At 71.0% G+C, this 22,663-nt stretch carries 28 protein-coding genes and 1 tRNA gene; 12 read left to right on the top strand and 17 right to left on the bottom strand.

Features of this window, described 5'->3' with window-relative positions; translation table 11 throughout:
* The first annotated feature begins 129 nt into the window (after nt 1-129).
* From AC2D8W_RS02430 to AC2D8W_RS02450, 5 genes are read left to right on the top strand one after another with little or no spacing between them, the layout of a single operon-like run.
* Nucleotides 130-1,254, top strand: coding sequence for an MlaE family ABC transporter permease (locus AC2D8W_RS02430; protein ID WP_293482205.1), 1,125 nt, complete (start codon nt 130-132; stop codon nt 1,252-1,254).
* Nucleotides 1,251-2,063 carry an ABC transporter ATP-binding protein gene (locus tag AC2D8W_RS02435; protein WP_293482204.1) on the top strand — a complete coding sequence of 271 codons (813 nt, stop codon included), beginning with the start codon at nt 1,251-1,253 and terminating at the stop codon, nt 2,061-2,063. The genes AC2D8W_RS02430 and AC2D8W_RS02435 overlap by 4 nt, the downstream gene beginning before the upstream one ends.
* Complete coding sequence (locus tag AC2D8W_RS02440; protein WP_293482203.1) at nt 2,063-3,034, top strand: MlaD family protein; 972 nt, start codon at nt 2,063-2,065, stop codon at nt 3,032-3,034. Before AC2D8W_RS02435 ends, AC2D8W_RS02440 begins: the two co-directional genes overlap by 1 nt.
* Entirely contained in the window at nt 3,031-3,663 is a 633-nt protein-coding gene (locus tag AC2D8W_RS02445; protein WP_484670172.1) for an ABC-type transport auxiliary lipoprotein family protein, read from the top strand. Before AC2D8W_RS02440 ends, AC2D8W_RS02445 begins: the two co-directional genes overlap by 4 nt.
* A gap of 57 nt (nt 3,664-3,720) precedes the next feature.
* Nucleotides 3,721-4,218: an SRPBCC family protein gene (locus tag AC2D8W_RS02450; protein WP_484670173.1), complete on the top strand. Its 498-nt coding sequence runs from the start codon at nt 3,721-3,723 to the stop codon at nt 4,216-4,218.
* A gap of 26 nt (nt 4,219-4,244) precedes the next feature.
* On the opposite strand, the gene folD is transcribed toward AC2D8W_RS02450, so the two are convergent.
* The 6 genes from folD to AC2D8W_RS02480 form a co-directional block, all read right to left on the bottom strand.
* On the bottom strand, nt 4,245-5,135 hold the full coding sequence (gene folD / locus AC2D8W_RS02455) for a bifunctional methylenetetrahydrofolate dehydrogenase/methenyltetrahydrofolate cyclohydrolase FolD (RefSeq protein ID WP_484670174.1): 891 nt from the start codon (nt 5,133-5,135) through the stop codon (nt 4,245-4,247).
* Complete coding sequence (locus tag AC2D8W_RS02460; RefSeq protein WP_484670175.1) at nt 5,132-5,614, bottom strand: NUDIX domain-containing protein; 483 nt, start codon at nt 5,612-5,614, stop codon at nt 5,132-5,134. Before AC2D8W_RS02460 ends, folD begins: the two co-directional genes overlap by 4 nt.
* Nucleotides 5,614-6,618, bottom strand: coding sequence for a phospholipase C/P1 nuclease family protein (locus AC2D8W_RS02465; protein ID WP_484670176.1), 1,005 nt, complete (start codon nt 6,616-6,618; stop codon nt 5,614-5,616). The genes AC2D8W_RS02460 and AC2D8W_RS02465 overlap by 1 nt, the downstream gene beginning before the upstream one ends.
* 552 nt (nt 6,619-7,170) lie before the next feature.
* Nucleotides 7,171-7,323: a GIY-YIG nuclease family protein gene (locus AC2D8W_RS02470; RefSeq protein ID WP_484670177.1), complete on the bottom strand. Its 153-nt coding sequence runs from the start codon at nt 7,321-7,323 to the stop codon at nt 7,171-7,173.
* A complete protein-coding gene (locus tag AC2D8W_RS02475) occupies nt 7,323-7,505 on the bottom strand; it encodes a GIY-YIG nuclease family protein (RefSeq protein WP_484670178.1) in 183 nt (60 codons plus the stop codon). The genes AC2D8W_RS02470 and AC2D8W_RS02475 overlap by 1 nt, the downstream gene beginning before the upstream one ends.
* A gap of 212 nt (nt 7,506-7,717) precedes the next feature.
* Nucleotides 7,718-8,302: a glutathione S-transferase family protein gene (locus tag AC2D8W_RS02480; protein WP_484670179.1), complete on the bottom strand. Its 585-nt coding sequence runs from the start codon at nt 8,300-8,302 to the stop codon at nt 7,718-7,720.
* Between the two features lie 185 nt (nt 8,303-8,487).
* Between AC2D8W_RS02480 and AC2D8W_RS02485 the strand changes: the two genes are divergently transcribed.
* Nucleotides 8,488-8,967, top strand: a complete 480-nt coding sequence (locus AC2D8W_RS02485) for a 3D domain-containing protein (RefSeq protein WP_293482196.1) — start codon at nt 8,488-8,490, stop codon at nt 8,965-8,967.
* Nucleotides 8,968-9,168: 201 nt separating this feature from the next.
* Entirely contained in the window at nt 9,169-9,702 is a 534-nt protein-coding gene (locus tag AC2D8W_RS02490) for an AAA family ATPase (protein ID WP_484670180.1), read from the top strand.
* A gap of 27 nt (nt 9,703-9,729) precedes the next feature.
* Here the strand turns inward: AC2D8W_RS02490 and AC2D8W_RS02495 are convergent, their stop codons facing one another.
* From AC2D8W_RS02495 to cobA, 6 genes are read right to left on the bottom strand one after another with little or no spacing between them, the layout of a single operon-like run.
* Nucleotides 9,730-10,557 (bottom strand): ferredoxin--NADP reductase, encoded by an 828-nt coding sequence (locus AC2D8W_RS02495; protein WP_484670181.1) that lies wholly within the window; start codon nt 10,555-10,557, stop codon nt 9,730-9,732.
* A 12-nt stretch (nt 10,558-10,569) separates the two neighbouring features.
* Nucleotides 10,570-11,316 (bottom strand): phosphoadenylyl-sulfate reductase, encoded by a 747-nt coding sequence (locus AC2D8W_RS02500; RefSeq protein WP_293482193.1) that lies wholly within the window; start codon nt 11,314-11,316, stop codon nt 10,570-10,572.
* A complete protein-coding gene (locus tag AC2D8W_RS02505; protein ID WP_293482192.1) occupies nt 11,316-11,813 on the bottom strand; it encodes a DUF934 domain-containing protein in 498 nt (165 codons plus the stop codon). The genes AC2D8W_RS02500 and AC2D8W_RS02505 overlap by 1 nt, the downstream gene beginning before the upstream one ends.
* Nucleotides 11,797-13,452 carry a nitrite/sulfite reductase gene (locus tag AC2D8W_RS02510; RefSeq protein ID WP_484670182.1) on the bottom strand — a complete coding sequence of 552 codons (1,656 nt, stop codon included), beginning with the start codon at nt 13,450-13,452 and terminating at the stop codon, nt 11,797-11,799. Before AC2D8W_RS02510 ends, AC2D8W_RS02505 begins: the two co-directional genes overlap by 17 nt.
* A gap of 7 nt (nt 13,453-13,459) precedes the next feature.
* Nucleotides 13,460-13,822 (bottom strand): DUF2849 domain-containing protein, encoded by a 363-nt coding sequence (locus tag AC2D8W_RS02515; protein WP_293482190.1) that lies wholly within the window; start codon nt 13,820-13,822, stop codon nt 13,460-13,462.
* Complete coding sequence (gene cobA, locus AC2D8W_RS02520) at nt 13,819-14,655, bottom strand: uroporphyrinogen-III C-methyltransferase (protein ID WP_484670183.1); 837 nt, start codon at nt 14,653-14,655, stop codon at nt 13,819-13,821. Before cobA ends, AC2D8W_RS02515 begins: the two co-directional genes overlap by 4 nt.
* Nucleotides 14,656-14,840: 185 nt before the next feature.
* On the opposite strand from cobA, the gene gcvA reads away from it, so the two are divergent.
* Together gcvA and AC2D8W_RS02530 are read left to right on the top strand one after the other, a co-directional pair.
* The gene (gene gcvA, locus AC2D8W_RS02525; protein WP_293482188.1) at nt 14,841-15,800 is read left to right on the top strand and encodes a transcriptional regulator GcvA; all 960 of its coding nucleotides are present in this window, start codon (nt 14,841-14,843) and stop codon (nt 15,798-15,800) included.
* A 34-nt stretch (nt 15,801-15,834) separates the two neighbouring features.
* Nucleotides 15,835-16,458, top strand: coding sequence for a hypothetical protein (locus tag AC2D8W_RS02530; RefSeq protein WP_484670184.1), 624 nt, complete (start codon nt 15,835-15,837; stop codon nt 16,456-16,458).
* A gap of 247 nt (nt 16,459-16,705) precedes the next feature.
* On the opposite strand, the gene AC2D8W_RS02535 is transcribed toward AC2D8W_RS02530, so the two are convergent.
* The 3 genes from AC2D8W_RS02535 to AC2D8W_RS02545 form a co-directional block, all read right to left on the bottom strand.
* Nucleotides 16,706-17,020 carry an Hpt domain-containing protein gene (locus AC2D8W_RS02535; RefSeq protein ID WP_484670185.1) on the bottom strand — a complete coding sequence of 105 codons (315 nt, stop codon included), beginning with the start codon at nt 17,018-17,020 and terminating at the stop codon, nt 16,706-16,708.
* Between the two features lie 57 nt (nt 17,021-17,077).
* Nucleotides 17,078-17,153 (bottom strand) — tRNA-Lys (locus tag AC2D8W_RS02540).
* Between the two features lie 163 nt (nt 17,154-17,316).
* Nucleotides 17,317-17,934 carry a PEPxxWA-CTERM sorting domain-containing protein gene (locus AC2D8W_RS02545; protein WP_484670186.1) on the bottom strand — a complete coding sequence of 206 codons (618 nt, stop codon included), beginning with the start codon at nt 17,932-17,934 and terminating at the stop codon, nt 17,317-17,319.
* A gap of 183 nt (nt 17,935-18,117) precedes the next feature.
* Here AC2D8W_RS02545 and AC2D8W_RS02550 point away from each other — a divergent pair, with 183 nt between their 5' ends.
* The 3 genes from AC2D8W_RS02550 (at nt 18,118) to AC2D8W_RS02560 (ending at nt 20,207) form a co-directional block, all read left to right on the top strand.
* Entirely contained in the window at nt 18,118-18,849 is a 732-nt protein-coding gene (locus tag AC2D8W_RS02550; protein WP_484670187.1) for a helix-turn-helix domain-containing protein, read from the top strand.
* Between the two features lie 91 nt (nt 18,850-18,940).
* On the top strand, nt 18,941-19,384 hold the full coding sequence (locus AC2D8W_RS02555; RefSeq protein WP_484670188.1) for a hypothetical protein: 444 nt from the start codon (nt 18,941-18,943) through the stop codon (nt 19,382-19,384).
* 103 nt (nt 19,385-19,487) lie between these two features.
* Complete coding sequence (locus AC2D8W_RS02560; RefSeq protein ID WP_484670189.1) at nt 19,488-20,207, top strand: PEPxxWA-CTERM sorting domain-containing protein; 720 nt, start codon at nt 19,488-19,490, stop codon at nt 20,205-20,207.
* An 84-nt stretch (nt 20,208-20,291) separates the two neighbouring features.
* Here the strand turns inward: AC2D8W_RS02560 and AC2D8W_RS02565 are convergent, their stop codons facing one another.
* Nucleotides 20,292-21,881: a caspase family protein gene (locus AC2D8W_RS02565; protein ID WP_484670190.1), complete on the bottom strand. Its 1,590-nt coding sequence runs from the start codon at nt 21,879-21,881 to the stop codon at nt 20,292-20,294.
* Between the two features lie 131 nt (nt 21,882-22,012).
* Complete coding sequence (locus tag AC2D8W_RS02570) at nt 22,013-22,615, bottom strand: DedA family protein (protein WP_484670191.1); 603 nt, start codon at nt 22,613-22,615, stop codon at nt 22,013-22,015.
* Between the last annotated feature and the right edge of the window lie 48 nt (nt 22,616-22,663).

A 22,663-nucleotide genomic window follows, 5' to 3' on the forward strand; every position in this document is an offset into this window, starting at 1 on the left:
ATTGAGGGCGGAACAACCTTCGCCATATGCACGTTGGGCCTCGACCCGGAGCCCCGGGCGACGTTCACCAGGGAGGACGATCCCGAACGCAGAGCTGGACAGCCGCGCCAGACGCCGGGACAAGACCCCATGCAGCAACCCGCCGCATTCGAGATGGACTCCGCGACGGATCGCCCCACGGCGATTCTCAGCGGCGACTGGACCACGGCGCAGCTGGGCGACGCCGGGCAGGCGCTGGCGAAGGCGACGGGCGGTCGCGGCGTCGATGTGGACCTGACCCGGGTCCGCCGCATGGACACCGCGGGCGCGTACGCGATCACCAAGGCCGTCGGCGAGGGCTATTCGCCCGAGCGGGTCCGCGGCCGTCCCGAGATGCAGCGCCTGCTGGAGCTGGTGGACAAGGCGGTCCAGGTGAAGCCGGTGATCCGCCGGGAGCCCCAGGGCTTCCACAACCTGACGATCCGCATCGGCAAGGGCGTGATCGACCTGCAGCACGAGTTCCTGTCGACCATGGGGTTCCTCGGTCGGCTGCTGGTGGTCTCGTTCCGCACGTTCCTCAATCTCTTCGTGCGCCCGCACCGGATCCGCTGGGCGCCGATCTTCTCGCAGATGGAGCGCGCCGGGCTCGACGCCATCCCGATCGTGGCCATCACGACGTTCTTCATCGGCGCGGTGGTCGGCCTGATCGGGGTGAACATGCTGCGCCAGTTCGGCGCCGAGGTGTTCGTCGTGGAACTCGTCGGCGTGGCGGTGCTTCGGGAGTTCAACATCGTCATCACGGCGGTGCTGCTCGCGGGGCGCTCGGCCTCGGCGTTCGCCGCGGAGCTGGGCTCGATGAAGATGCAGCAGGAGGTGGACGCCATGCGCGTCATGGGGGTCGACCCGTTCGAGGCCCTGGTCCTGCCCCGCTTCATCGCCCTGATCCTGACGATCCCGCTGCTGACCTTCGTGGCCACGCTGGCGGGCCTGCTCGGCGGCCTGATGGTGAGCTGGACGACGCTGGGCCTGGGGCCGACGTTCTTCCTGCAGCGCATCGTCGACAGCGTGGGCGTGAACCACTTCTACATCGCGCTCTCGAAGGCGCCGGTGATGGCCGCGGTGGTCGCGGGCATCGGCTGCCGGCAGGGGCTGCTCACGGGCGGCGACGTGGAGTCCCTCGGCCGGCGGGTGACCGCCGCGGTGGTGCATGCGATCTTCGCCATCATCCTGCTCGATGCGGCGTTCGCCCTGATCTACATGGAGCTCGACCTGTGAGCGGGCCGGGCGACGGGCCGATCCTCGACGACGACGCTCCGGCCATCGAGGTGCGCGGGCTGCGCACGGCGTTCGGCGACCATGTGGTCCACGACAACCTCGACCTGGTCGTCCCGCGCGGCGAGGTGCTGGGGGTGGTCGGCGGGTCGGGGACCGGCAAGTCGGTGCTGCTCAACAGCATCATCGGCCTGCAGCAGCCGGCCGCGGGCAGCATCCGGGTGTTCGGCCAGGAGCTGCGCCGCGCCAACGAGAGCGCGTGGAGCGAGCTGGAGCGGAGCTGGGGAGTCCTCTTCCAGGGCGGCGCGCTGTTCTCCAACCTCACCGTGCGCGAGAACGTCGCGGCGCCGATGTTCGAACACACCGCCATGTCGCGCCGGGAGGCCTACGAACTGGCCGACGTGAAGATCGCCATGGTGGGGCTGCGGCCCGAGGCCGGAGCCCTGAAACCGGCGGAACTCTCGGGCGGCATGAAGAAGCGGGCCGGGCTGGCGCGGGCGCTGGCGCTGGACCCCGAGCTGCTGTTCCTCGACGAGCCCACGTCCGGTCTCGATCCCGTCGGCGCGGCGGCGTTCGACGAACTGATCGCCGACCTGGCGGCCAGCCTGGACCTGACCGTCTTCATGATCACCCACGACCTCGATTCCCTCTACGAGATCACGGACCGCGTCGCCGTCCTGGCCGACAAGCACGTGGTGGCCAACGCGCCGGTGCGCGAGCTGGAAGCCTCGGACCATCCCTGGATCCGCGAGTACTTCCTCGGGCCCCGCGGCCGCGCCGCGCGCCAGGCCCGAGCTGGAGCTGACGCCTGATGGAAAGAAACGCCAACTACGCCCTCGTGGGCCTCTCGACGCTGATCCTGACGGCGGCCCTGGCGGTGTTCATCGTCTGGCTGGCCCGCCTGCGCATCAACGCCGAGTACGACCTCTACGACGTCGTCTTCCAGGGACCGGTGCGGGGCCTCAACGAAGGCGGCGAGGTCCACTTCAACGGCATCAAGGTGGGCGAGGTCGTCCGGATCGCGCTGGACCAGACCAACCCGCGCAACGTCATCGCGCGAGTCCGCGTCACCGAGGACGTGCCGATCCGCGTCGACAGCTACGCCACCCTGGAGCCCCAGGGGATCACCGGCCTCAACTACGTCCAGATCACCTCGGGGACCGGCACGCGCCAGCTTCTCAAGGACAACGCCGAGGCCGAGTGCGAGACCCGGCGGCGGCGCATCGGCGAGGAGTGCATCCCGGTGCTGAAGAGCCAACGCTCGGCCATCTCGGACCTGCTCGAGGGCGGCGGCACGGTGCTGACGCGCACTATCGAGGCGCTGGACCGGGTGAACCGCGTGCTGTCCGACCAGAACATCAAGACGTTCTCGGCGGCCCTGTCGGACACCCAGGCCTTCACCGCCGAACTGCGCGAGCGCAAGGCGATCATCGCCGACCTGCAGAGCGCGGTGCAGCGGATCGACACCGCGGCGGACGAGATCGCCAAGCTGTCGGCGTCCACGCGCGGGCTCGTGGAGGGCGACGGCAAGCGCGCGATCTCCAACGTCGCCGACGCCGCTGAGGAGGCTTCGGCCGCGGCGCGGGACGCTCGCGCCATGATCGCCCGCCTCCAGGGACCGACGACCGAGTTCGCCACCAACGGCCTGCCGCAGGCGACGGCCGCCCTGATCCAGCTCCAGACCGCCGCGGAGTCCCTCGAGCGGCTGGTCAACGACATCCAGTCCAGCCCGACCGGCGCGCTCGGCAAGGGTGCGGCGCAAGAGGTGAAGGTGCCCCAATGATCCGCAGAAGGACCCTCGCGCCGGCGGCGGCCGCCCTCGCCGTCACCGCCCTGACCCTCGGCGGCTGCGTGTCGCTGCTGCCCAAGTCGAAGCCGGCGCACCTCTACCGCTTCGGCCAGCCGCTGGCCCCCGAGGCCGTCACCGCGCCCCAGGGCTCGGTGGGCGTGCTGCGGGCGAGCGCCACCTTCCAGCGCGAGGCCGCGGGCGACCGGTTGCTCACGATCACCAACGGCAAGGCGGCCTATGTCGCCGAGACGCGCTGGGTCGCACCGGCTGCGGTGTTGTGGGACGAGGCGGTGCTGGCGGCGTTCGACGCCGACCCGGGCCCGGTGCGGATCCTGTCGCGCGGCGAGCCGGCCTCGGCCGCCTATGTCCTGCGCCTGGACGTGCGGAACTTCGAGACCCACTACACGGCAGGGCCCAAGGCCGCGCCGACGGTCATCGTCCGCGTCCGCGCCGCGATCACGCGGGGGACCGACCGTGAGATGGTGCGCGAGCAGATCTTCGAGAAGCGCGTTCCCGCCGCGGACAACCGGGTGACGGCGATCGTGGTGGCCTACGACCGCGCGGTGGCCGAGCTGCTGCGCGAGGTGGTGGCCTGGACGAACGCCCAGGCCCAGCCGGTTTGAGCCGCGTCAAGGCGCACGCCCATCGCGCCGCCAAGCTCCCGAAGACGGAGGTGGCGCATGGACATCGCGGAACAGGACCTGGCGCGGATCACTAGGGCTGACAGCGGCTTCCGCTGCGAGTTCACGCGCGACTTCGACCATACGCCGCAGGAGGTCTGGCGCATGCTGACCGACGCGGCCCGGCTGCCGGAATGGCTCGCCCCGGGAACCATCGAGCCCAGGATCGGCGGCCGGGCGCGCCTGGACTTCGTGGACAGCGGCATCGTGATCGACTCCGAGGTGACCCTCTACGAGCCCGACCACCTGCTCGAATACTCCTGGAGCGGCCCGGACGAGCCCACGCGGCGGATGACCTGGACCCTGAGCGCGCTGCTAGACGGCTGCCGCCTGACGCTCGTGCTCCGGCTGCCCGAGGGGGATGACGTGGCGCGGAGCTGCGCGGGCTGGGAGGCTCACCTGGACATGCTGGCCGCCGCCCTCGAAGGCGTGCCGGTCAAGTTCCCCTTCGAGACCTTTATGGCCGCGCGGGAGGCCTACAAGACACGGCTGCCCTGAGCCGGCCGCGGCCCCGATCAGGTCGGTCAGTCGACGCCGGCGATCCGCTTCGCGGCGGTGACGGTGTTCTGCAGGAGCATCGCCACCGTCATCGGCCCCACCCCCTTGGGAACCGGCGTGATCGCGCCCGCGACCTCGAGCGCCTCCTTGTAGTGGACATCGCCCACCAGCTTCGTCTTGCCCAGGGCCGCCTGCTCGGGGTTGTCGAACGGCACCCGGTTGATGCCGACGTCGATGACGGTGGCGCCGGGCTTGATCCAGTCGCCGCGGATCATGCGCGGCCGGCCGACGGCGGCCACGAGGATGTCGGCGCTGCGGCACACCGCCGCCAGGTCCTGCGTCTTGGAGTGGGCCATGGTGACCGTGCAGTCGGCCGCCAGGAGAAGCTGGGCGATCGGCTTGCCCACCAGCCGCGAACGGCCCACCACGACCGCGTGCTTGCCCGCCACGTCGCCCAGGGTGTCGCGGATCAGCACCATGCAGCCGACCGGCGTGCAGGCCGTCAGGGCCGGCTCGCCCACGGTCAGACGGCCCGCGTTCACGACGTGCAGGCCGTCCACGTCCTTGTCGGGGTCGATGGCGGAGATGATGGGCTTCTCGTCCAGGTGCGACGGCAGGGGCAGCTGCACCAGGATGCCGTGGATCAGCGGATCGGCGTTCAGGTCGGCCACCAGGCGGATCAGCTCGTCCTGGCGCGTATCGGCCGGCAGCCGGTGGGTGACCGAGTGCATGCCGGCGGCGAGGCTCTGCTCGCCCTTGGACTTCACATAGGCCTGCGAGGCCGGGTCGTCGCCCACCAGGACCACCGCCAGGCCCGGCTGCAGCCCATGTTCGGCGCGCAGCCGCGCCACCTCGGCCGTGACCTCGGCGCGGATGCGCTCGGCCACCGGCAGCCCTTCGATGATTCTCGCCGTCATGGCGCGCTGCTAGACCCTGGGGCGCGCGCGCGCAATCGCAGCCAGGCGGCGACAGCCCAGGCATGCGCCTCGCGTTCCAGCCGGACCACCGCCTCGTGCGGCGCCATCCACACCAGCCGATGGTCGGCCTCGGTCTTCAGGGCGGGGTCTTCCGCGGCCACACGGCCGGCGAAGAAGGCGCCGCGCGTGTTTCGGACCACGCCGTCGTGGTGCAGGAAGTAGTGGTCCGCGCGGAGGAACGGCGCCGGCTCCAGCGTCACCGCGAGGCCCGCCTCCTCCCCGCACTCGCGCACGGCCGCGGCCGCCTCGTCCTCGCCCTCATCCAGGCCGCCGCCCGGGAGGTGCAGCAGGAGGCCCCGGCCCTCCCAGGCCACCTCCACGAGCGCGACGAGCCCGTCGCGCTCGATGACGCAGAAGGCGGCCGGCCGGTCGGCGGGCGTGTAGCCGGCCGGCGGCTCGCCGAACTGGGGGCCCGACATCAGTCGATGCCGTACAGGGCGAGATAGGGATCGACCTTGCCGGCCAGGACGTCGCGGACCGCGACCGGCTTCCAGCCCACCTGTCGGTTCTCGCTGGCGCGCCAGGCCTCGACGATCACGTCGCGCAGCTCCGAGGCGCCCACCGCCAGGCGCGCGGACGCGAAGGCCACGCCCCGACGGTCGCCCGGCGCGAGGCCGCCCGCCTTCTCCAGCTCGTAGAAGGGCACGACCTGCCGGCCCGTGGCGACGAGGTACTCGCCGACGCGCTGCTCGAACGGGCAGTTACAGAGGCGCAGGGGCGTCATGCGCCCGGCGACGTCCGAGGCCTTCACATTGGCCTGCACGAAGTCGCTCTCGAACGGCCCGTGGATCTTGGCGGTGGTGTAGCCCTTCGGGTTCGGGCCGCTCCAGCCGTTGTAGCTGTCGGTCACGTGCAGGGGCTGGCTGCCGTCGCCGACGAAGTGGGAGAGCTCGCCCAGCGTCTGCAGGATGAGGGCCTCGCGGCGGAGGCGATCCTGCCGGAACCAGACGCGGTTCCTGGCCCACTTCGGGTTCTTCTCCGCGGCGTCCAGCACGCGCCAGTAGGCGAGGTCGGTGGTGAGCTGCTGCCAGCGGTCGATGAGGGCGTAGGGCAGATAGCCGGTCTTCCACTGGTCGAGACTGGCGGCCCGGAGCTGGGTCTCGAACTCGGCGCGCGTGGGCGCGAGCGGCAGCATGGGCGGTCCGCCGAGCAGCCGGCCCTCGGGGTCGAGGTCGATGAAGTGGGCGGCGTCGCGGTCATGGCCATGCATGCGGCCCGAGCCCTTGGACCGGTCCGGCTCGCGCGAGAACTCGCCGACGTCGCGGGCGGCCTGGGGGGTGCGCAGGAAGGCCGGGACCTCGGCCGGCAGGGCGCGCATGGCCAGCTCGCCCAGCATGCGGTGGCCGGTGTTGCCCCAGGCGAGCAGCGAGCCGGGGAGCGCGAGGGCGAGCGCGGCCACGGCCGGCGCGAGGAGGTGTTTCATGCCCTCCGTTTCGCGTGAGCGCGTGACAGGCGCAAGCGCCTCGAGCCTCTGGACGGGACAACGAGGCTCCAAACCAACGGCTCGAGCGCGGAACGCGCTCTAGGTCGTGTTACTCATAGCGCCCGCTGAGGTCCGCTTGTCGCCGCTTGAGCGATGACCGCCTTGCCTCCCCCGTCGCGGCAGCGACGGCGGGAGGGGGACCGCTCGCCGAGGCGCAGCCGAAGAGCGAGTGGTGGAGGGGGCGAGCCGCTGGCAGGGGCGACCGTTCAGGCTGTATCTCGCTCAGCGGTCGAGGCTCGCCCCCTCCACCCCCCGCTCTCCAGCCGGCTCGCGCCGGCTTCGGCGGGCGGTCCCCCTCCCGCCGCTTCGCGGGGGAGGTAAGGCGCCCGCAATCCACCGTTGCTGACGGTCTGCTCCCGGCGGAGCCCCCAGAGGCCGCGTTCGACCCGTTACGGACATCGACGCCTGCGCCCCAACCTCCGTGATCCCGGGCGCAGCGCTCGCCAGAGCGCGAAGACCCGGGACCCAGCCGCACAGCCTCCAACGCGGCTCCTACGACTGCATCCACGACAGCGGCCCCTCGGGCGCCTCGAACCACGCGTCGGACAGGTCGCGCCAGTCCGGGTTCTGCGCCTCGATCAGCTGGAGCTTCCAGTCCCGTCGCCAGCGCTTGATCTGCTTCTCGCGCCGGATCGCCTCGCCCATCACCGCATGAACCTCGTACCAGACGAGCCGCCTGCAGCCGTGGGTCTTGGAGAAGCCTCGAAGGTCCCGAGCTTGTGCTGTCGGATGCGGGTGACGAGGGTGCTGGTCACGCCCGTGTAGAGCGTCCCGTTGCGCCCGCTCGCCAGGATGTAGACCGCGATGAGGGGGTCTCGGCCGACCATGGCGCGAGGCTAGGTCAAGCTCGCATGCGCGTCGCCTTTCCTGGCGCAGCTTGCCAGGCGGCGGGGCTGGGTCCCGGGTCTCCGCGCTCTGGCGAGCGCTCCGCCCGGGATGACGGGGGGAATGGAGTGCTACGTCCGCAACCCACCCATCTCTGACCTTCACGAGGTCCGTTTAGGGCGCTTCCACCTGCTTCCAGCTTATGAGTACACGCTTAGTCGCGGATGCGCAGGGCGTGCTCGACGCGGGCCACCCAGCCGCGCACCGCCGGGTAGCCGGCCAGGTCGAAGCCGCCTTCATGCGCCCAGCGGGTGTAGGCGACGAGCGCCACGTCCGCGAGCGTCGGGGTCTCGCCCACCAGGAACGACGAGCTTTGGAGCCCCAGCTCCAGCCGGGCCAGCGCCTGGGCGGCGCGCTCGACGATCCGGCTCTCCAGCTCGGCCACGGGCTTGCCGAGGTACTTCACCTGGAAGCGGGCGACGGCGACGTAGGGCTCGTGGCTGTACTGCTCCCAGAACATCCACTCGAGCATCCGGGCGCGATCGTAGGCGTCGGCGGGAATAAGCGACGAGCCCTCGGCCAGGTGCAGGATGATGGCGTTCGACTGCGCCAGCGGGCGGCCGTCGTCGAGGACCACGGCCGGCACCTGCCCCGCCGGATTCATCGCCAGGAAGGCCTCCGTGCGGGACTCGCCCACCATGATATCGGTCTCGATCCAGGTGTAGGCGCGGCCCACGAAATCGGCCGTCCACTTCACCTTCAGGCAGTTTCCGGACTTGCTGTCCCCGTAGATTTTCACGACCTGCCCTCCTGATGCGAAGCGCTGCCTTGGGCCGATTTCCCTCGGGCGGCAAGCAAGGAGGCTTGCCCCGGGGTGTAAGGAAAACTCACAGCATGCGGCAAGACGGCCATCGGGGGTTGCCCCGGGCGACCTCAGCCGGTAGGACTCCGGCCACCAGTTCAACGACGAAGGAGACGCCGTCAATGCGACGCCGCCTCGCCGCCCTGGCAGTCATTTCCGCCATCGGTATCGCGTCCAACGCGCAAGCCGCGAACAACGATCCCGTGGGCGACCTGCTCACCTCGATGATTTCGGGCGCCCTGCCCGGAACCGGCGTGTTCAACGTCAAGGCCACGCTCTATCACGCCGGCGCCAAGGGCGTGGGCGCGCTCGACTCGCTGGGATGCCGTGTCGTCCCGATGCGGACCATCGCGGTCGACAAGAACATCATTCCGCGCCGCACGGTGATCTTCATCAAGGAGACCGTGGGCCTGAAGATGCCCGACGGGAAGCCGCACGACGGCTACTGGTACGCCTCCGACGTCGGCGGCGCGATCAAGGGCCAGCGCATCGACCTCTACACCGGCCACGGCAAGGCCTCGATGCAGCCGATGCAGAAGCTGAACCTGTCCACGCTGACGGCGGTCAAGGTCGGCAAGTTCGACGGCTGCCCCCCGCGCTGAGGCGCGGCGGCCAAGCCCCCAGACCTACCGAGCATCCCGGCGAATGCCGGGACCCAGATCACAGGTTCTGAGGCCGGCTTGGAAGGGCTCCGAGCCTCCCCTTCTTGCGCCCGCCCCTTCCCATCTGGATCCCGGCATTCGCCGGGACGCTCGCTAGGGGGGAGCGCAAAGGCTAGGCCGGTGCGCGAAAGGCAACTCAGCTTGATCGAAAAGTCCAACTTCCACGTCTTCACCGGCGGCGGCGGCACGGGCAAGACCACGCTGATCGAGCACCTGCGCGCGCGTGGGGAGCTGGTGGCGGCCGAGAACATCCGCGCGGTGATCCGGGAACAGGTCGCCGCCGGAGGACAGGCCGTGCCGTGGATCGACCCGGCCGCCTGCTGCGACCTGACCACCACGCGCGACATCGCCACCTTCGACAGCCTCGCGCACGAGACGCGGCGGGTCTTCTTCGACCGGGGCCTGATGGACATGCACGGCGCGAACGGCGCGCCGCCCTCCCCGGCCCTGCTGGAGGCGCTGGCCTCGCGTCGGTACAACAGCCGCGTGTTCGTCTTCCCGCCGTGGCGCGAGATCTACGCGCCGGACGCGGAGCGCCGGCAGGACTGGTCGGAGATGGAGGCCGTGTTCGAGCGGATCGTGCGCACGCTGCCCGAGCTCGGCTACGCGCCGGTGATCGTTCCGAAGGCCAGCGTCGAGGACCGCGCGGCGTTCGTCCTCGCCCACTCGGCCTAGAGGCCGCCGCGGCGCGCGGCGCGGCCGCTAGGTCTCGACGAACGCGCGCTCGAGCACGAAGTCGCCGGGCTGCGAGATCGAGCCTTCCACGTAGCCGCGATCCAGCAGCTGCTGCTTCAGGTCGACCAGCACCGACGGTCCGCCGCACAGCATGACCCGGTCGACGGCGGGATCGAAGGGCGGCAGGCCCAGGTCGCGGAACATCTGGCCGCTCTCGATGAGATCGGTGATCCGGCCGCGGGTCTTGAACTCTTCGCGCGTGACGGTCGGGTAGTATTTCAGCTTGCTGCCGATGATCTCGCCCAGGATCTCGTCGTTGGGCAGGTCGCGCTCGAAGAGCTCGCGGTAGTTCAGGTCGGCCACCTCGCGCACCGTGTGGGTGACGATGACGTCGTCGAACCGCTCATAGACCTCGGGCTCGCGGGCGAGCGACAGCCAGGGCGCCAGCCCGGTGCCGGTGCCCAGCATGTAGAGCCGCTTGCCGGGCTTCAGACCGTCCAGCACCAGGGTGCCGGTGGGCTTGCGGCCGATGAGCACCTGGTCGCCGACCTTCAGGTGCTGCAGCCGCGAGGTGAGCGGACCGTCGGGCACCTTGATCGAGTAGAACTCGAGCTCCTCGTGCCAGGACGGCGAGGCGATGGAGTAGGCCCGCACCAGGGGCTTGCCGGTTTCCAGCATCAGCCCGACCATCACGAACTGGCCGCTCGCGAAGCGCAGGCCCGGGTCGCGGGTCGTGCGGAACGAGAACAGGGTGTCGGTCCAGTGCTGAACCCAGGTCACCGTCTCCACATAGAAGGCGGCCGAGGCCTTGATCGCGGCGGCGGGCGCCGGCGGGGCGAGGGTCACGTCGTTCATTCCTGATACTGCCTAGATGTCGCCGCCGACGTTGTTGGGCGTCCCCGGCGCACGGGCCACATGGATGCCGCACTCGGTCTTGTCCATCCCCTTCCAGCGGCCGGCGCGGACGTCCTCGCCCTCTTCCGCGGGCGAGGTGCACGGCCAGCAGCCGATCGAGGGGAAGCCCTGGGCCACCAGCGGATGGGGGGGCAGATCGTGGGCGGCCGCGTAGGCGTCGAGGTCCGCCTTCCCCCAGTTGGCCAGGGGATTGAACTTCACCTTGCCGTCGGCGTGCTCGACCACCGGCAGGTTCAGGCGGTCGCCGCCATGGAAACGCTTGCGGCCCGTGATCCAGGCGTCGAACTCGCCCAGCGCCCGGTCGAGCGGCAGGACCTTGCGGATGTGGCAGCAGGCGTCGGTGTCGGTCTGCCAGAGCTTCGCCTGGGGATCGCCGGTGGCGAGGTCCTGGTACTGGGGGCGCAGGTCGCGGACATTCGTCAGGCCCAGGCGCTCGGCGAGGGTCTTGCGGTAGTCCAGCGTCTGGCCGAACAGCATCCCCGTGTCGAGGAACAGCACCGCGATGTCCGGCTTCACCTTGGCGGCGATGTCCAGAAGGACGGCCGACTCCGCGCCGAACGAGGAGACCAGCGCCAGCCGGTCGCCGAAGCTCTCGACCGCGGCCTCGAGGACCGTCCGTGGGTGCGCCCGCCGCAGCTCGGCGTCGAGCCGAAGCGCGGTCGCGCCGCTGGCGTCGAAATCGTCGTAGGCCAAACTCATCACGCACGCTCCTCGAACGCGACGGGCCGGTCGTCGGCGGCCCGCTGGTAGGCATGGCGATAGCGCCGCGCCGCCGCCTGCCATTCGTTGGCGCTGGAGCCGTCGGCCGGCTCGTAGGCGTCGAACCCGACGCGGATCATCCACGGCGCCTGCTCGCGCAGCACGTCGCCGACCGCGCGGACCTCGCCCTTGAATCCGAAGCGTTCGCGAAGCAGGCGCGCGTTGGAGTAGGCGCGGCCATCCAGATGCTTCGGGAACTCCAGCGCCACCAGGGTGAGGCGCGGAAGGTCGTAGGCCAGCGCCTCGACCTGCTCGTCGCTCTTCAGCCGCACGCCCAGCCGCCGCCCCTCGGAGAGCAGCCGGTCGCCGTCCGACTGGAAGCGGGCCAGCGACAGGATCACGTCGCCGGTGGCCATGTCCTCGTCGTCGGCCACGTGGGTGAAGGCGTCGGCGACGGTCTTCGCCACGCCGTCGCGGATCTCAATGAGCGTCGGCATAGACGGCCTCCTTGAAGGGCGCGACGCCCGTGCGCCGGAAGGTGTCCAGGAACCGCTCGCCGTCCTTGCGCTCGCGCAGGTAGACGTCGACGAGGGTGTCCACCGCGTCCGCCACCTTCTCGTAGGGCAGCGCCGGGCCGAGCATCGAGCCGACCGCCGCGTCCTCGGCGCCCGAGCCGCCGAGGGTGAGCTGGTAGAACTCCTCGCCCTTCTTATCGACGCCCAGGATGCCGATGTGGCCCACATGGTGGTGGCCGCAGGCGTTGATGCAGCCGCTGATCTTGATCTTCAGCTCGCCGACCTGCTCGGCGCGGTCCTGATCGCGGAACTTCTCGGCGATGTGCTGGGCGATCGGGATCGCGCGGGCGTTGGCCAGGGCGCAGTAGTCCAGGCCCGGGCAGGCGATGATGTCGCTGACCAGGTTGATGTTCGGGGTCGCGAGGCCGGCGGCCTCGAGGCCCGCCCACACCGCCGGCAGGTCGTCCAGCTTCACATGCGGCAGCACCAGGTTCTGCTCGTGCGTGACCCGGATGTCGCCCTGGCCGAAGCGCTCGGCCAGGTCGGCCACCACGTCCATCTGGTCGGACGTCGCGTCGCCGGGCGTCTCGCCGATCGCCTTCAGGCTGATCTCGACGATGCCATAGCCGGACTTCTTGTGCGGCTTGACGTTGTTGCGGGCGAAGCGGGCGAAGGCGGGCGTCGAGGCCTTGGCGGTCTCGAACGCCTCGGAGCGCTCGGGCAGGGTCTCGAAGCCCAGGGGCGCGAAGGCCCCGCGGATGCGGGCGAGCTCGGTGTCGGGAAGGTCGACCGCCTCGCCGATCTTGGCCCACTCGGCCTCGACCTGCCGGGCGAACTCGTCCTTGCCGAGCGCCGCCACGAGGATCTTGATCCGGGCCTTGTAGATGTTGTCCCGGCGTCCGTGGCGATTGTACACGCGCAGGATCGCCTCGAGGTACGAGAGCAGCCGGTTCACCGGCAGGAACTCGCGGATCGTCGGCCCGATGTGCGGCGTGCGGCCCATGCCGCCGCCGACGATCACCTCGAAGCCCAGGGCGCCGTCGCGCGCCCGCTTCAGCACCAGGCCGATGTCGTGCACCCGGGCCGCCGTGCGGTCCTTCGGCGCGGCGGTGATGGCGATCTTGAACTTGCGCGGCAGGAACGTGAATTCCGGGTGGAAGGTGGACCACTGGCGGATCGCCTCGGCCCACACCCGCGGATCGTCCACCTCCTCGGCCGTGGCCCCGGCGTAGGGGTCGGTGGTGGTGTTGCGGATGCAGTTCCCCGACGTCTGGATGGCGTGCATGTCCACGCTGGCCAGGTGGTCCAGGATGTCGGGGGCGTCCTTCAGCTTGATCCAGTGGAACTGGAGGTTCGTGCGCGTGGTGAAGTGGCCGTAGCCCTTGTCGTAGGTGCGCCCGATCCAGGCCAGCTTGCGAAGCTGGGTCGGATTCAGCGAGCCGTACGGAATGGCCACCCGCAGCATGTAGGCATGGAGCTGCAGGTAGAGGCCGTTCATCAGGCGCAGGCGCTTGAACTGGTCCTCGGTCAGCTCGCCCGACAGCCGGCGTGCGACCTGGCCGCGGAACTCGGCGGACCGGTCGGCCAGCATCTCCTTGTCGATGGTGTCGTACTGGTACATGGCGGCCCTACTTCCGCTTGATCAGGTTGACGCGGCCGGTCGAGCGCGCCGCGCCGCTGGCGTGCTGCAGCGCCTCGATCACCGCCCCGCCCTCGGCCTGCTTGCCATGGTGCGGATGGTTGGTCGGGCCCAGCGCCCGGATGCGTTCGCGGTAGCTCAGCGGCGCCCAGAGGCCCTCGGACTCCACGAGGTCGATCAGGTAGACGTCGACCACGGTCGTGCCCTGGCTCTTGCCCTGCGCCTCGGCCTCCACGGCCTGGGCGTCGTCGTCGGACCAGAGCTGGGCGTCGGCGAAGCGCTCGACCCACGCGCCGTCCTTCCAGAACACGACCTCGCCGTCGGTCAGGCGATTGGCGGTGAGCGCCTTCATGCGCGGGCCTCCCGAAGCAGGGTTTCGAGGCGCGGCGAGGCTTCACCCGGACGGGCAAGCGCCATGGCCTCGCCGACGATCAGCAGCGCCGGTCCGCGCACGGCTTCCGCCGTGTCGGGCAGGCCGGCCAGCGTGGTGGTGAACCGCCGCTCGTCGGGGCGGCTGGCGTTCTCGACGACCAGGGCCGGGGTCGCGCCGTCGCGCCCGGCGGCGAGCAGGCGCGCCGCGATCGCCGGGGCCATGGACACGCCCATGTAGACGACGACGGTCTGGTTCGCCCGCGCGAGGCTTTCCCAGTCGAGATCGGGTTCGCCGCCCGCCTTGGCGTGCCCGGTGACGAAGGTGACCGCCTGGGCCGAGCCGCGATGGGTCAGCGGGGCCCCGGCTCCGGCCGCCGCCGCGAGCGCCGCCGTGACCCCGGGGACGACGATGCACTCGACGCCGGCCTCGCGGCAGGCCTCCAGCTCCTCGCCCCCGCGGCCGAAGATGAACGGGTCGCCGCCCTTGAGGCGCACGACCTCGAGGCCTTCGAGCGCGAAGGCCACCAGCATACGGTTGATCTCGTCCTGGCTGTAGGCGTGGCGCGACTTGCGCTTGGCGACGCTGATCCGGCGCGCGGAGGCCGGCGCCAGGTCCAGGATCTCGTCGGTCACCAGGCCGTCGTGGACCACCACCTCGGCCGCCTGCAGCGCCTTCAGGGCCTTGATCGTCAGGAGTTCGGGATCGCCGGGACCCGCGCCCACCAGCGCCACGCGGCCGGGACGGCGGGCTCCGCGCCCCCCGAGGACCACCAGGCGGTCGCTTCGCTTCTCGTGTTCGCGGCCTTGGCCCATTTAGCTTCTCTAACGACGCGGCGACCCTACAAACACGACGGGACGGACTGACGCCCGCCCCGCCGACCGCCCACCGCTGAAAAGGGCCGATACAGCGGCGGACGCTTGCAATAAGTGCGTCGAGAGGCCACTTCGCAACCCAAGGACTTCTGCCGGGGCGTTCAGGAATTCTAGGCGGCGACGGGATGGATCAGCGGAACACACAGCGTCGACGCCTGCCGCCGCTGAACGCGCTGCGGGCGTTCGAGGCGGCCGCCCGGCACCTCAACTTCAGCCGCGCGGCCGACGAGCTCTCGGTCACGCCGGGCGCCGTGAGCCAGCAGATCCAGAACCTCGAGGACTATGTCGGAGCGGCGCTCTTCAAGCGTACGCCGAAGGGGCTGCTGCTGACGGACGCGGCCCAGACCGCCCTGCCCGCCCTTCGCGAGGCGTTCGACCGGCTGGCGGAAGCCGCTTCCCTGCTCACCGCCGCCGTGGACGGCCGCAGGCTGACGATCACCGCCCCGCCGTCCTTCGCCGCCAAGTGGCTCGCGCCGCGCCTTGGCGCCTTCGAGCGCGCCCATCCGCAGGTGGACGTCTGGCTGAACGCCGGCATGGACCTGGTGGACCTCAACGCCGGCGAAGTGGACCTGGCGCTGCGCTACGGCGGCGGGCGCTATCCGGGACTGGAGGTGCGCCGCCTGGTCAGCGAGGCGGTCATCCCGGTGGTGAGCCCGGAGCTGATCAGGGAGATCCCGCTCGATACGCCCGAGGACCTCGCCAACCACGTGCTGTTGCACGACGGCTCGCCCGAGATCGACGATTCCTGCCCCGACTGGCCCATGTGGCTGGCGGCGCGCGGCCTGCGCGGCATCGACGGACACCGGGGCCCCCGCTTCAACCAGTCCAGCCTGGTCATCGAGGCCGCGGCCAACGGGCGCGGCGTGGCCCTGGCCAAGCGCACCCTCGCCAAGGCCGACCTGGACGCCGGCCGGCTGGTGGCGCCCCTGCAGATCGCCACGGCGGTCGACTTCGCGTACTATCTGGTGCACCCCAAGGCCAAGGGACGGCTCCCGCAGGTGAAGGCCTTCATCGGCTGGATCGAGGCGGAGGCGCAGGCGCACGAAGAGGCGCTGCGGGCCATCGACAACGGCGCCGGGATCTGAGGAAACGCCAGGACTGAGTTCAGTAGGAGGTCTCGTGGCGTTGCTTGTTTCGGCGACTGCGTCCGAAGGGGCGCAGGTTCCGGGCGCGAACTATGTGCGGCGTTTGCGGCTGCAGGCGCAGCTCGAACATCTGAACGCCGAACTGCTCAGCCAGGACAGCGCGACCTCGGTGCTGCAGGCGCTGTGCGAGCGGCGCGATCCGCGGGCGCCGAAGGTGCAGGCGCGACGGCTCCCGGCCCCCGAGGACGTGGCGGCGGCCAACGCCGCCCGCCGCCAGCTCGGCGCGGCCGCCGACGCGCCGATCCGGCGGCGCCGTGTGCATCTCATCTGCGGCGAGGCGCTGCTCTCGCGCGCCGACAACTGGTACCTGCCCGCCCGCCTGACCGAGGACATGAACGCCGGCCTCGAGTCGACGGACACCCCGTTCGGGGTCGTGGTCCGGCCTCTCGCGTTCCAGAGGCGCACGCTCTCGGCGCGCCGCCTGTTCAGCCCCCTGCCCCCGGGCTGGGAGACGTGTGACGCGGGCGCTTTCGACCATCCGGTTTCGATCCCCGACGACGTCCTGGAGCATCGTGCGCTCCTGCAGACGCCGGATGGACGGCCCTTCAGCCTGCTGGTGGAAACCTACACCGCGGCGGTGCTGGCGGGCTCGGCGTAGAGCCACATCTGAAGGAAGCCTCGAGGCTCGAGTGCAGAACTCGCGCGGCTGATCGTGTGCCCACCGCTTGCCCTTTCCACCACCCGCTCTTCGGCGGGCGGTCCCCCTTTCCCGCGAGCGGGAAAGGAAGGGGTTTTCCTTTCCCATGCATGGGAAAGGGGGACCGCTCGCCGAGCCCGCAGGGCGTAGAGCGAGGGGTGGAAAGGGAGCATCGCCGGACCGGATCAGGCGGCGTTGCGTTGAGGGGTTAGCCTCCGCCGATGCGGGAGAGATAGCCCTCGATCTCGGCCACCGCCTCGTCGAGCGCGGCGCGGACCTGGGGGGCCATCCCGGCGTCGCCGGCCTCGGCCTGTTCGGCGAGATCGCCCAGCGCATGGGCGCCGATTCCCCGCGAGGCGCCCTTGATGGTGTGGACGAGGTCCTGCCAGCCGGCGTCGGGCGAGGCCAGCTTCCCGCGCCAGATCTCGGCCTGGCCCTGAAACAGCGCCAGGACTTCGGTCACGACCTGAGTGTCCCCGGCGGCGAAGCCTTCGAGGTAGTCGAAATCGACGATCTGCTTCACGTGATCACCAGAAGCGCCTGCGGGCGCCGACCCTGCGCGGCCCAGGCCCGACGCAGGTGGTGGGTGTACAAGGATTCGAACCTTGGACCCGCTGATTAAGAGTCAGCTGCTCTACCAACTGAGCTATACACCCGTCCCGGCTCCGGACGGTCCCGAAGGGGCCCGGCGGCGAGGGCGCGGAAAATACGCAAAATCGCGCCGATGGCAAGGCGCGTTTCCAGAAAGCTTCGGGAAGCTGACGGCGGCGGGCCGTTGACACGGATCAGCCCGCCGCCGTCCCCCAAGCGGCCGCCGTGTCAGGCCGCCGCGCAGGTGACCGTGTGACGGCGCCGGCGAAGCATCGCGCCGGCCCCGCCGAAACCCAGGATCATGAGCGCCCATGCCCCCGGCTCGGGGATGCCGCCCACGTCGGGCGAGCCGGAGACGGTCAGGGTCGCGAAGCCGGCGTTGCCGAAGCAGCAGCCGAACTCGTTCTGGCCCACGGGCGGCCCGTTCACGGGCCAGCCGTCGGTCGTGTAGACGCCCGGCGCGCCGAACGCGCCCGGGGCGAAGAAGTAGAAGCCGCCGCCCCCGAAGGCGTTGGCCACGCCGTCGTCGTACGAATAGCCGAAGGACATGAAGTCGCCGCCGACATTGAAGGCGTTGGGGAAGGTGTTGAACTCCATGTCGCCGCACGCGAAGAACGCGTTGTCGTCGGTGCAGCTGTCGGGCGTGAACGTGCCGTCGGCGATGAAGCCGGGACGCGTCAGCGTGAAGCTCATCGTCACCGGCGTGTCGAGAAAGGGCCCTTCGGGATCCTCGGGATTGACGAGGCTCAAGGTCATCGAACCGGCGAAGGTGTAGGTCACAGCGGCCTGGGCCGCCGGCGCGCCAAGGCAGGCGGCGAGCGCCACGCCTGCAAGCACTCGTCTCATGATCGCACCCCACTCGAAGCTCAACGCCCGGTGCGCACACCAGCGCGCATCGGATGATCAAACGTGCGGCAAGGTTCGCGCGTGGGACAGCTCTCGAAACCGAGGGGTTGACGCTCGTGATTACCCGCGGGCTCGGAACTTGCTAGGGTCGGGACAGTCGAACCGGGAGGCACGACCGGTCCCATGTTGAAACGCGCGCTCAGCATCGCCGAGGCGGCGCTGTCGGCTGAGACGCCGGAGGCGGCCAGCGCCGGCTTCTTCGGCGCGGTGCGCGGCCTGGGCGCCTCTTACCTGCAGACCCGCCTCTACCGGCGCCCCATCACGCCCCTGACCTCGGAGGCGCATTTCGCGGCCGGCGGCGTCGTCGCGCGGATCGCGCCCGAGACGTGGCGCGCCGGCACGCCCGCCTTCGACTACGTCTGCTTCGAGAACAATCCGCTGCTCGAGGCGATTCGTGGCGGGATGACGCGCTACCGCTTCTCGGACTTCGCGCCGCGCGGGCACAAGGGGTACGGGACCTACTGGGAGGCCATGGGCGAGGCGGGCATCGCCGACGCGGTCTGCGCGACGTCGTACGGCCGCCACCGCACCATCGCCTCGCTCCACCTGGGCTTCCTGGATCCGGATCTCGCGGGCGAGGACGCCCTGGCGGTGCAGCTCGCCGGCCTGATGCTGACCGAGAAGCTGATGACGTTCTCGCCGCTCCCGTCCGAGGACGACGACGTGCGGCTGACGGCGCGCGAGCGGGACGCCCTGGCCTGGGTGGCCGAGGGCAAGTCCGACTGGGAGATCTCGGTGATCCTGGGGGTTTCCGAAACCACCGCCCGCTTCCATGTGGACAACGCCCGCAAGAAGCTGGGCGCCGTGAACCGGGCGCAGGCCGTGGCCCGGCTCGCCGCCGCCCGCCTGCTCTGAGACGCACCGCAATCGCGCGGGACGCCTGCAACCTTGACCGCAGCGCCGGGAAGCCGGATGCAGCGTCAGCGGGAACGTGGAGGAACGGTTCATGTCGCGCGCCATCCTGCCCCTTGTCCTAGCCCTGGCCGCGGCCGGCGCGGCGCAGGCGGCCGACTATGTGGTCGTCGCCTCGAGCGAGGCGAGCCTGAAGCCCGGACTCACGCTGGACGCGGGCCAGCGGGTCGCCCTGCCCGCGGGACAGACGCTGACCCTGATGAGCGGCGGAGGCGAGGTCGTCACCCTGCGCGGCGCCGCCGCGGGCGTGACGGCGCCGAGCCGCCGGCGGAACGACGACGGCGGTCGGGTCCAGGCGCTGGCCGCCCTCATCGCCCCGCCCCCGACCTCCCGGCAGTTCGGCGGCCGCCGCGGCGGCATCTGCCCGCCGGCCTCCGAGCTCCAGACCGTGGACCAGATTCTCGCCGCGCAGCAGGGCGCCTGCCAGAAGCAGGCGCGGGCGGCCCTCGAGGCGCTGATCGCCCAGGCTTCACCGTAGCGCGCAAGCTTCGCCTCTGCGGGGTACGCCCTTGCCATGGGGCGCCGCACCGTTAACCATGGATTCGGCGTCCGTTCCGGCCGCCGAACGAGCGGGGGCGGGAATGAAGTTCGCAGCATTCGGCGCGGTCGTGGCCGCGGGCGTCCTCGCCATCGCCGGCCAGGCGGCGGCCAGCACGTGGGTGGCCACCTACCGGGGGGTCGTCGACGGCGGCTACGATACCACCGGCGTCTTCGGAACCAGCGATGCGGCCCTCGACGGGCTCGCGTTCGTCGCGACCTTCACCTATGACACCGAGGCGCCCTTCTCGACGATCACGCCGGCGGCGAACGGGGAGATCGGCGACGGATTGCTGATCGGCTCCACGATCACCATCGGCGGGACGACCTTCGACCTCGGCTCGGGCTTCACGAACCAGGTCCAGACCCACAGCGTCTCGCCCTACGGGGCCTTCGGGCCGGGCTACGCCTTCCACACGGTCAGCGCCTTCTTCGAGATCCCGGGGCTCTTCTCCGTCAACAACCAGCTGACCCTCGACGGGGCGACGGCGGCCGCGGGCGTGCTGGCGCAGGCCGTGGCCGAATCGCCGGTGGTCAACGCCTTCACGGGCGGACCGGCCTCGTTCTCGGGCTACCTCCAGATCGAGGAGTCCAGCATCTTCGGCAACAACTCGGCCTACGCCTTCCTGCGCCCGGACTTCTACTCGGTGTCCGAGGTCGTGACGGGGGGCGTGCCCGAGCCGACGACCTGGGCGCTCATGATCCTCGGCTTCGGCGCGGCCGGCAGCGCCTTGCGCCGGCGTCGGACGGCGCCGGCCGGCTAGGTCCAGACTCCAGCGATTTCAAAAACTTCCGACCGTCCCGGCGAAGGCCGGGACCGGGATCGTGATCGGGACGGCTCCGACCCGTTAGGGGCCGGTGTAGAGTTCGCCCAGGCCCACGGCGGCCTTGCCTCTCGCCTGATCCAGCTCGTCGCGCACGGCGCCGGCGGCGGCCATGGCCTCGCGCTTGCCGTCCATCCGCTTGAGCGCCGCCCGCAGCAGTCGCGGCTCCACGGGCGTGGCCACGGCCACGACGTTGTCCACGCCGAAGGGCTTCGTCGCCTTGGTGCGGGCCAGGACGACGCGGGACTGGCCCGCCTCGACGCGGCCGTCGCCGTCGCCCTCCAGGGGGTAGAGCATCTGCACCGTGCCGTCGCCGGCCAGGTTGAACGCGGTCAGCCAGGCGGCCTCGCCGCGATGCGTCACGGCCAGATCGACGGCCTCGCCGGCACGGTAGAGCTGCCCGGCCGGGCGCGGCCCGACCGCCACCTTCACCACCCGCTCGTTCGCCGAGGCCGCGAGCTGGCTCACCGCCTTGCGCTTGAGGATGACGCCGGTCAGCTGCTCCGCGCTGGTCAGGCCCTCGGCGACCCGGTCCCCGCGGCTGTCGGTGACCCAGCCCTCCTTGGCGTTCCAGGTCAGGTCGGGCACGCCCCGCGGGATCGAGGCCCACGGCCCGCGCCCGCTCAGCAGTTCGGCGGCCTGGTCGTCGGCGGGCTTCACCTCGATCGGGATCTCATCGGCGGGCGGCGGCTTGAGCGGCTGGAAGATCACGCTGCGCTCGTTACGCGCCGGCACGGCCGCCGAGGCCCACTGCTGGGTGGACGACAGCTCGCGGGTCCGGGTCTCCAGCGTCGCGGCCAGTTCGGCCAGGGAGAGCCGGCCATCGTCGTCGAGGTCGGCGGCCAGGTGGCCGTTGGGCCGCCGGTCCTGCAGCGCGCTCTCCAGAGCGAAGGTGAGCAGGCCGCGGGAGGGCGAGTCGCCGCGGGGCAGCGGACCCTCGAGGGCGAACTGGTCGTCCTGGGCGGCGCCCACGTAGACGAGGTTCGGCGGATCGCCGGCGCTGGGCGCCTTGGCCGCGGGATCCGGCGGGCCGGGCGGCAGCGAGATCGCCATCGGATTGTCCAGCGCCGTGCGCCGCTTGAACGGCGTGGGCGCGACGACGGCGCGGTTCAGCGTGCCGGAGTGGCAGGCGTCGGCGATCTGCAGGACGTTCACGCTGGTCGGGAAGAAGTTCATCAGCCAGCCGCGCAGGTCGTTGTCGAGGACGAACTGGTCGGGATCGGGCTTGGCCACCCGGAAGCCGGAGAGGGCCATGAACTCGTCCATGCCGTCGACCTCGGTGGGGTCGCGCGAGCGCGCCTGGGCGCCGTGGCCCGCGTAGAAGAAGATCACCCAGTCGCCCGGCTTGGAGCGCTTGCCCAGCGCCTCCAGCGCGCCGCGGATGCTCGACCGGGTGGCGTCGGTGTCCTTGATCGAGACGATGTCGGTGGCGCCCTGGACCTGCAGCAGGCGGGTCAGCGCGGCGGCGTCGTTGGGCGGCCCCTCCAGCGAGGGAATGGGGTCGGTGTAGGTAGAGACCGCCACGATCAGCGCTCGGATCTCGGCCTGGGCCGGCGTCGCGAGCGCCGCGGCGGCGAGCCCTGCGGCGACGGTGCGCGCGAGCGTCTTCAGCATGGTCGTCCGGCCCCTACTCTGCCCTCACACATACGGGCGCGGCGGCGCGGCGGCCGCCTTCGGGGCGATGATAAGCGGGAGCGCGGCGCGCAGGGCAAGGGGCCGCGGGCGGGATGGCGCGCAAGTGCGGCTCAGCGCCGCTGCCGACGCAGGCGGATGACCCGGTAGACGTAGAGGAACAGGACGGCGGCGATGACGACCTGGGTCACCGGATCCATCCAGCGCTCCACCCGGTCATACTCGGCGGCGAGCACGTATCCGGCCGAGGCCAGCCCCAGCGTCCACAGCGCGGTCCCGAGCGAGGTCCAGAACAGGAAGCTCGGCCACGGCATGCGGACGATGCCCGCCGGGACCGAGATGAACGTCCGCACGGTGGGAATCAGGCGTCCGATGAACACGGCCACGGCGCCATGGCGTTCGAAAAGCCCCATGGCGCGGTCGAAGTCCTTGGGCTCGAGGGTCAGCAAGTGGCCTTTCCGTCCGATCCAGCCGCGCAGCCTGTCGCGGCGCACCCGTCGTCCGACGACCTTCCAGGCGCTGGCCCCGGCGACCGCGCCGACGGTCCCGGCCGAGACGACTCCGGCGAAGCTCAGTTGGCCCTGCGCCGCCGCGAAGCCTGCCAGGGGCATGATGACTTCCGAGGGGATGGGGGGAACCACGTTCTCGGCGAACATCAGGAAGGCCACGGCCACAAGGCCGCCTGCGGCCACCGCCGCCACAATCCACTCGAACATCGCGACCCCGGATGCGGTTGAGCCGTTCTAGGTGGGTTGGAGGTCACG

The organism is Phenylobacterium sp. T106, from assembly GCF_057219735.1.